We start from the raw sequence: 7,731 nt of genomic DNA, 5'->3' as shown, positions 1-7,731 counted from the left end.
AAGTGTTGAATGACTACTCCGTCGAGTAATCATCCAACACTAGGTTAGTATGTTTACTTATTATTTTTTATAAAACCATAAACAGCGTACCTGCCGTAATCAGGACCGACCCTACAAGAGACTTCCAAGTAAAGTCTTCGTGCAGGAAGACAAAGGCCATAATCAAGGTCAAAACGACGCTTAATTTATCGATGGGCACGACCTTGGATGCTTGACCTAGCTGCAATGCCCGGTAGTAGCACAGCCAAGACGCCCCCGTAGCCAGGCCTGACAGGATCAAGAAGATCCAGCTCTTTTTAGAAATGCTGGAGAGGCCGCCTTGAGCATGGGTCATAAAGACGATCACCCAGGCCATCAAGACCACCACGACCGTCCGGATGGCGGTTGCCAAGTTAGAGTTAACCCCTTCAATCCCAATTTTAGCCAAGATCGACGTAACCGCCGCGAAAAAGGCTGACCCAAATGCAAAAACTGCCCACATATTATTACCTCCTAAAAAGACGCCTGTTTTCATCCTCAGATGCAAAACAGACGTTATTAGATTTCTCAATTAATGGTGAATGTCTTCACTTATTTAATTCCATCTTATTGTACTGAAATTTTCTTTTTTGTAAACCGCTTCTTAAAAATTAACCAAATTGCTGCCAGGATATTCAAAATGATTGATAGCGTAATGGCGACTTTGACCCACCAAGGATCATTAAAGGACAAGATTGCGGTGTTCTTCCCCTGCTTGCTCATCACCGTCGGGCTGCCGACCAGGGACTTCTGGTAATTAGTTATCTTTTTCCCATTCACGGTCAAACTGGACTGGGCGTAGGTGACCACTGGCAATTGCTGCTTGCCTGCCTTTTTCTGGTACCAGGTCAGCTTGATCCTCCCGCCGCTGATGGCTTCTTTACCAACTCTTTGATTCTTTTCCAAGATTGAGTGGTAATACGACCAGTTAACCTTCTTGGCACTTGCCTTCTTTTGGACGGCCAAATAGTCTGGAATTATTTTTTCGGCTTCAAAGATAAAGTAACCTGAGTGATCTAAATGGCTGACCGCCTGCACAATCTCAAAATCGTCTTTGTCGTTGTCTTCACCCAGATATGTCGTAGTGCTCTTCTTAACTCCCGGCATGTAGCCCCGGCCGGCATTGGTATAAATCTGGTTGTTTAGCATTTTCACCCGGCTCCCGGCAAAAATGGTCAAAAGCATTACGAGCAAAACCGCAATCATGGTCTCATTCTGCTTGTTGGCCCAGTTAGCCAGCATTTCCAAGCTGATTCCCGCACCTAGAAGCAAAAGCGGGTAAGCAATGGAAACTAGGCGAGATGGAAACTGCAATTTTCTGGAGAACATGGTGGCTTCTAGCAGTTTCCACGGAAAAAGGCGAGAACTGAAATAGAGTAGGATCAAGCCATAAAAAGTGATTGCTAAATTAAATTTTTGTTTTTTGGCCAAAATGAGCGCTGCAAGGCCTTGCAAGCAGAAGAAGGCCAAGACCCACTTGCTTAAGATGTCTCTTGTATTGGAATCAAGAAGTAACCCCGTCTTGATTGATCGGGTGACCTTTTCAAAGTGCAGGGCATTATTCACTAAGCTCATCTTTTCCGGCATGGTCAAGATATTTGTTTTAGCGACCAAGACCAGCGGCAAGAGCACTTGCAGACTCAAGATGATCGTGATCGCAACCGCCTTGGCTGTATCCATCAAGAATTGCTTGCGGCTTTCACTGCTTTTAACCCCGTAAAGCCAGAAAGGAGCAAACAGAACAGACAAGAAGACTGCTGTCAGTAGGTGCGTTTCAACGGAAATCGTCATGAGGACGGTCAGAGCAATCCAAGGAAGCTTCTTTTCTTCCAGCATCTTAATGATGATCACCAGCATGTAAGGAGCCAGCATCCCGGTAATGGCGGAATAGTTGCTCCCCAACTGCCAGCGCGGAACCCAGCCAATGGTCATGTAGACCGCAGCAAGCAGTGCCCCAATCCAAGGTCTCACCTTAGCCTTTTTCAGAGCCCAGTACATGCCGCAGCCAGCAATAAGATATACTAAAAAACTGGTAATAATCTGCAGCCGATACCAGCTCTTGACCACTAAGAGCATAGCACCAAGAATGTAGGTAAAAACCGGTCCATAAACAGCGTTGACGATTCGTCCGCTTTGGTGAAAGCCGTAAATTGACATGAAGTAGCTGAAATTCCGGTTCTTGATCTGCTGCTCAGCTTCATAAACTTGATTAAAGTGAAAAATGCTGTCTGAACCAATGATCAAGCGGCCAGTCCGCATCTGGATGAAGACAAACTCTGCCGCCATCATGGTCAAAAAAAGATATGGCAGCCATTTGCCTAATTTTTTCCGATTCATTTATCCTCCTCGGGAATTCCTTTTCAGTAAAAAATTGCTATTTTTATCATAAACTACTTCTGCCTTTTTGTTCATATTTCCTTCAAATTTAATCAACATTTTATGAATACTTAAACTATAATCACTAAACAATACGCGTTCTTAACCTCTCCCCCTTTTTAGGCTTAAAAGGAAGCATGGCTGAAAACCAGCCGCTGCCCAGGCCTGCTGAGGCTACCACGTCGCTTAAATAGTGGCACCCCAGGTAAAGACGGGTAAACATGATCAAGGCGATAAAACTGATCCCGATGGCAAGGGCAATCAACCGCCATTCAGGGTTCTTGATTTTAGGCCAAAGATAAGCCAAAACCAGCATTACCAGCAAAAAGGTGCACAGGCTGTGGCCACTAGGGAAGCTGTAGCCCGTGTCGGCCAGGATGTGTTGACTTGGCCGGGGTCTTTGGAAAAGAAATTTTAAGATTAATGCGTAAAAGTTGCCTAAAAAGAAGACTGCACCCATCCAAATCGCAGTCAGCTTGTCCTTTAAGAAGGTCCAGCCTGCTAAGAGCAAGGCTAAGGCCGATGTCACAACGGGACTGACAGCTTCAATAAAAGCCGTTCGCTTGGGCTCGATCAAACTAGCAATCCCGGCTTGTGCCTGAACGTCCAGGTCTCTTAACCAATCCAGTTTTAAAACCAAGGAGACGGCCACTAGCAAGAAGATTGTTAAACCAGTGATTGCGCCGTATTTACTTGACTTGCTCATCTACCTTGCCACCTTTCCGGTTTTTTAAATAAGCAATCACAACTGGCAAAACGGAAATGACGATGATGGCCAGCATGATCAGGCTGAAGTGCTGACGAACAAAGGCAATTCCGCCAAAGAAGTAACCAGCTAATACCCCAACGATCACCCAGCTGATCCCGCCTAAGATGTTAAAGGCGATGAAAGAGCTTGGAGCCATTTCCCCGATCCCAGCAGTAAAAGGAATCAAGGTTCTAATGATTGGGACAAAGCGGCCAAGGCTGATCGCCCCGTTGCCGTACTTAATAAAGAAGTTGTGGGTTCGGTCCAGATCCTTTTGCTTGACGAACTTGCCAAAAAACGGAACGTCTAAGACATGCTTGCCGAATTTCCGGCCCAGGTAATAGTTGCAGAGGTCCCCTAAGACTGCCGCGGCAGCGAAAACCATCATCATCGGCACCGGGTTGGAAAAGGTTTGTGCCAAAACCGTCCCAGACAAGAATAAGAGTGAGTCACCAGGCAAAAAAGGCATAAAGACCAGCCCGGTTTCGACAAAAAGCATTAATGTAATTAAGGCGTATGCCAAACTGGCATTTTGGTTTAGCAGCTGCTGGATGAATGACATGAGTATTTCCTCCTATATTTTTTGTTTACTTAATTGTTAATACCAGTTTAGCGGCTTTTATTTTTGGCAAATACAGACTTTTTCTGAACTTATCCTGACAATTTGTCAGGCAAAAAAATCGCAGTCCAAATGGACTGCGACTTTGTTTATATACATTTTTCTATTTCAAGCTACTCATCTTGCATAAGCGGCAAGATCAAGGTGAAAATGGTCCCTTGCGGCTGCTGATCAGAGATTGTAATCTGACCTTGGTTTAGTTCCGCTAATTTCTGCGAAATTGCTAAGCCAAGGCCAGTCCCTTCGATCTTGCCCCGGACTTCGGCTCCGCGGTAAAAGCGGTCAAAGGCATGCGCCTTTTCTTCTGCGCTCATCCCAATCCCTTGGTCGGCAACTGAAATCCTGGCTAGCTTCCCATCCTTTGCGAGTTTCAAAGTGATTGCTTGATCAGACGCTGAATATTTGCCGGCGTTGGTCAAAAAGTTGACCAGAATTTCCTGGAGGCTGGCCGCATCCGCGAAGACTTTCAGATTTTCCTGATCTTCATTGACAAAAACAATTCGCTGCTTGACCTCATGACCAGCCTCAGCTTGAGCCTTTTGGCATAGAATATTTAGGTCAACCCTTTCTTTGGTCAAGTGCTGAGCCTGGTCGCTTCTTGCCAGGATCAAGAGCTCATCAACCAATTTTTTCATATGGACCGATTCTTCTTCGATATAAGACACCGATTGAGGAATAATTTCTGGGTGCTGGTCGCCCCGCCTTCTAATCAGCTGCGCATGGCTGAGAATGGTCGCAATTGGCGTTCTTAATTCGTGGGCGGCATTGTTGACAAAGGACTTTTCTTGGTCATACTGCTGGTAGAGCTCGTCAAGGAGAGCATTAAAGCTGATGGCCAGGTCCCGTACTTCCAAGGGCCTTTTTGGCACCGGCAGTTTCTCCTCATCATGACTGCGCTTCTTTTTAGCTGCATCCCGCAAATCAAGCAAAGGTGCCGTCAGGTGGTCGGCCAAGACCGTAGCGTAGATTGTCCCTAATAACAGGACAATCAGCCACACGACAAGAACCGTCTTGATCACGCTCTTGATCAGCTGTTTTTCGTCAAACAGGTCCTGCCAGACATAGTATCTGATTCCCTTGGCATGACCAGTAGTCAGCAAAAAGAGCTTGTCGCCTTTTAAGTAAAAGTCATAGCCAAAGATCTTTTTCACTGAATTAATTAATGTTAAATTCTTAATCTGCTTTTTGGTATTGGGCGAATAAAAGTCCTTCTGCTTGGCATCAGCCCGCATATTATGAACGTGAATATAAACCTGGCTGGTGTCAATTGTGCTGTTATACCGCCACACCTCCCAGTCAAAGCTGCTGTCAATCTCGGTTTTCTTCAGCCGGGCAACGATCAAGTTGCCGTTGTCTTGACTGTTCTTGATTTCCCAGTGGCCGACTGCGAAAATGGTCAAGAGGCCAAATAGAAAGGTTGCCAGGGTGAGCAAAATTAAGATATTTTTGAGCAGGATGGCAAAATTGCTGTTCTTTTTCATATTTTTACCTACTTGAGCATGTAGCCAATCCCGCGCACGGTGTGAATCAGCTCTTGGTCAAAGTCACCGTCCACCTTTTGCCGCAGGCGGCGGATGTAGGCATCAACCGTGTTCGGCTGGCCCTCAAAATCGATCCCCCAGACCTCATCGAGCAAGTCATCCCTTGAACAGACTTGACCGAGATTTTGAAACAGGACCAGCAGGAGCTGGAATTCTCTTTGGGTCAGCTGAACTACCTTCCCTGCCCGGTAGACCTGCCGCGACTTAACGTCGAGCGTTAGGTCTTTTAAGGAATATTCTTCATTTTGCTCTTTAGGCTCGGTCCGCCTTTGAACGGCCTCAATTCGGGCGAGCAGCTCTTCGATGTCAAAAGGCTTGGTGACATAGTCATCGGCTCCGTCTTTCAGCCCCATGACCTTATCACCGACATAGTCCCGTGCCGTCAGCATGATCACCGGCACGTCGCTTTCTCTTCTAATCCGTCTAAGGACACCTAAGCCGTCCAGCTTGGGCAGCATCCAATCAAGCAAGACCAGGCTGATCTGCCCTTGATTTTGGTTAAACAGGTCAACTGCTGCTAGGCCGTCTCCAGCAACCAGTACTTGGTAGTCTTCAAACTGCAGCTCGGTTTTAAGGCTGGCAGCCAGCCCGCGCTCATCTTCAACTAAAAGAATGGTTCCCTTCATCTCTTCTGCTTCTCTTTCTTCAAAAAATCTATTTACCCATAAGTTTACACCAAAAAAGACGCTCTTCAGGGTGAAGAACGTCTCATTAATTTCTATTTGATCTTTTGGCAATTAGATAGCCAGCTTTACGCTGTCTTCAACTGCGCCAAGTCTAGCCAAAACTACGGCTGGCGTGTTTTCGTTGGCAGCAACGGCTTGCTTTACCAAGCTGAACTTGTCCTTGGCTAAGTCAGCCAAAACGTCGCCTGGGGTTGCCAGGTTTTCTGCCAAGTTCTTGCGGACAGCTTGGTTCTTGTCATGAGCAAGTTCACGCAAAACGGCTACGTCTTGGCTAACCTTGGCTACCAGGGCACGGAGGCTAGCGCAGTTGGAGTCAGCCTTAGTGCTGATAGCTTCAGCCCACTTGCTCTTTGGCACGATTTGGTCCAGCTTCAGCCATTCAGTAACCTTGCTGTCGCCAAAGTTGGTTACTTCGCCCCAGCCGCTTACTTCATAGATTACCAGCTTCTTGCTGCTTGGGTATTGGCTGGCGTTAACTGCCGCCTTGGTCAAGTCTTCAAAAATGCCAACGTAGCGGTTGTGGTAGCTCTTGCCCACAAAGTATGAGCGGCCTTCACGGAAAAGCTTGCCCGTGCTTGCTTCTACTGAAAATACCAGGTAACCCTTAACAGCTTGTTCAATGTTTACTTTAGTCATATTTACCTCTCCTTGGATAAATTTAATGATCCTTAAACGAACGATATTCAATTTTCTTACCTATAAAATTCAGCTTTCACCAGGAAAAAGTCTCTTTTAATAGCTTTTTCTACTAAACTTAAGCTGTTTTCTTACAGGTGTTGAGATGATTATAGCAGAAAGATTTCTAAAAATGTGCATAAAAATTGTTTTCAGGCAAAAAAATGGCAACTTTTTACTTTTTAAACTATTTGGCCCATTTTTAGTTCAAAAATATGAGTCTTTGCTTAAAATAGTTACGTAAATTTCAGGTTAAATGGATCTAACAATCTCTAAAGTTTTCCCTCTTGTCTACCCTTAATGCATCATTCTCTGCTAACATGAATAAAACAAAATTTATTATTCATAACCGAGGTAAAACGATGCTTAACGAGACCATAACCGAGCTGATTGCCAGCTACGGCTACTTGGCAATTGGCGGCTTGATCGCCCTTGAAAATCTCTTTCCCCCGATTCCTTCAGAATTGATCTTAACCTTTGCCGGCTTTTTAACATTAACCACTGCCGTCACCGTTCCTGGTGCCATCGTGGCTGCCACTATTGGCGCAGTAGCCGGAGCTTTGCTCCTCTATCTGATTGGGACTTTTTTCGACCGGAAAAAATTGACCGCCTTTGCCCAAAGCAAGGTCGGCAAGGCTTTAGGCCTTAGTCCGGAAAAAGTTGCAAAGGCGGAAAACTACTTCTTATCTCACGGCAAAACCGCCAGCTTCTTTGGCCGCTTCATCCCAGTGGTCCGCAGCCTGATCTCCATTCCAGCCGGGATGAGCCGGTACTCTTTGCCAAAATTCATCCTCTTCACCAGCCTAGGGACAGTAATCTGGAACACCATCTTAATTATGGCGGGACGCTTTGCTGGCAGTGCCTACCAAGAATTTTTGCAAGGATACGAGCAAATCTTGATGCCGATCGTTTTAGCAATCTTGCTAATTGGCGGTCTCATTTATCTCTTGAAGAAAAGAAAAGCTTCCGCTTAGCGGAAGCTTTTTTGCATATATAAAATAATGCAAAATGACTAGTATTAAATATTTAGTTTTTGATACTTATTTTTAGATTCTTAGTCTTCAATTA

The 7,731-nt window shown here is 45.5% G+C and carries 8 protein-coding genes; 1 reads left to right on the top strand and 7 read right to left on the bottom strand.

The genetic code is table 11. From position 1 onward, the window contains the following. Positions 1-67: 67 nt before the first annotated feature. From ACI4WN_RS04720 to ACI4WN_RS04690, 7 genes are all read right to left on the bottom strand, one after another. Positions 68-481 (bottom strand): EamA family transporter, encoded by a 414-nt coding sequence (locus ACI4WN_RS04720; protein ID WP_439777192.1) that lies wholly within the window; start codon positions 479-481, stop codon positions 68-70. Between the two features lie 104 nt (positions 482-585). Next, complete coding sequence (locus ACI4WN_RS04715; protein WP_439777191.1) at positions 586-2,355, bottom strand: hypothetical protein; 1,770 nt, start codon at positions 2,353-2,355, stop codon at positions 586-588. A gap of 124 nt (positions 2,356-2,479) precedes the next feature. Next, positions 2,480-3,100 (bottom strand): phosphatase PAP2 family protein, encoded by a 621-nt coding sequence (locus tag ACI4WN_RS04710; RefSeq protein ID WP_439777190.1) that lies wholly within the window; start codon positions 3,098-3,100, stop codon positions 2,480-2,482. Beyond that, positions 3,084-3,704: a DedA family protein gene (locus ACI4WN_RS04705; protein ID WP_439777189.1), complete on the bottom strand. Its 621-nt coding sequence runs from the start codon at positions 3,702-3,704 to the stop codon at positions 3,084-3,086. Before ACI4WN_RS04705 ends, ACI4WN_RS04710 begins: the two co-directional genes overlap by 17 nt. Positions 3,705-3,874: 170 nt before the next feature. Beyond that, positions 3,875-5,242 carry a HAMP domain-containing sensor histidine kinase gene (locus ACI4WN_RS04700; RefSeq protein ID WP_439777188.1) on the bottom strand — a complete coding sequence of 456 codons (1,368 nt, stop codon included), beginning with the start codon at positions 5,240-5,242 and terminating at the stop codon, positions 3,875-3,877. An 8-nt stretch (positions 5,243-5,250) separates the two neighbouring features. Further along, entirely contained in the window at positions 5,251-5,928 is a 678-nt protein-coding gene (locus ACI4WN_RS04695; protein ID WP_439777187.1) for a response regulator transcription factor, read from the bottom strand. 111 nt (positions 5,929-6,039) lie between these two features. Next, positions 6,040-6,624, bottom strand: a complete 585-nt coding sequence (locus tag ACI4WN_RS04690) for a hypothetical protein (RefSeq protein ID WP_439777186.1) — start codon at positions 6,622-6,624, stop codon at positions 6,040-6,042. Positions 6,625-7,025: 401 nt separating this feature from the next. Between ACI4WN_RS04690 and ACI4WN_RS04685 the strand changes: the two genes are divergently transcribed. Then, positions 7,026-7,637 carry a DedA family protein gene (locus ACI4WN_RS04685; RefSeq protein ID WP_439777185.1) on the top strand — a complete coding sequence of 204 codons (612 nt, stop codon included), beginning with the start codon at positions 7,026-7,028 and terminating at the stop codon, positions 7,635-7,637. The last annotated feature ends 94 nt before the right edge of the window (positions 7,638-7,731 follow it).

Origin of the sequence: Lactobacillus sp. (assembly GCF_051893255.1) — a bacterium.
In the GTDB taxonomy this organism is placed as follows: Bacteria; Bacillota; Bacilli; order Lactobacillales; family Lactobacillaceae; genus Lactobacillus.
This window is presented reverse-complemented; position numbering and strand designations above follow the sequence as displayed.

Excerpts from the sequence above, each read along its gene's own strand:
- ACI4WN_RS04720 (WP_439777192.1), bottom strand. The coding sequence starts at position 481 with ATGTGGGCAGTTTTTGCATTTGGGTCAGCCTTTTTCGCGGCGGTTACG.
- ACI4WN_RS04715 (WP_439777191.1), bottom strand. The coding sequence starts at position 2,355 with ATGAATCGGAAAAAATTAGGCAAATGGCTGCCATATCTTTTTTTGACC.
- ACI4WN_RS04710 (WP_439777190.1), bottom strand. The coding sequence starts at position 3,100 with ATGAGCAAGTCAAGTAAATACGGCGCAATCACTGGTTTAACAATCTTC.
- ACI4WN_RS04705 (WP_439777189.1), bottom strand. The coding sequence starts at position 3,704 with ATGTCATTCATCCAGCAGCTGCTAAACCAAAATGCCAGTTTGGCATAC.
- ACI4WN_RS04700 (WP_439777188.1), bottom strand. The coding sequence starts at position 5,242 with ATGAAAAAGAACAGCAATTTTGCCATCCTGCTCAAAAATATCTTAATT.
- ACI4WN_RS04695 (WP_439777187.1), bottom strand. The coding sequence starts at position 5,928 with ATGAAGGGAACCATTCTTTTAGTTGAAGATGAGCGCGGGCTGGCTGCC.
- ACI4WN_RS04690 (WP_439777186.1), bottom strand. The coding sequence starts at position 6,624 with ATGACTAAAGTAAACATTGAACAAGCTGTTAAGGGTTACCTGGTATTT.
- ACI4WN_RS04685 (WP_439777185.1), top strand. The coding sequence starts at position 7,026 with ATGCTTAACGAGACCATAACCGAGCTGATTGCCAGCTACGGCTACTTG.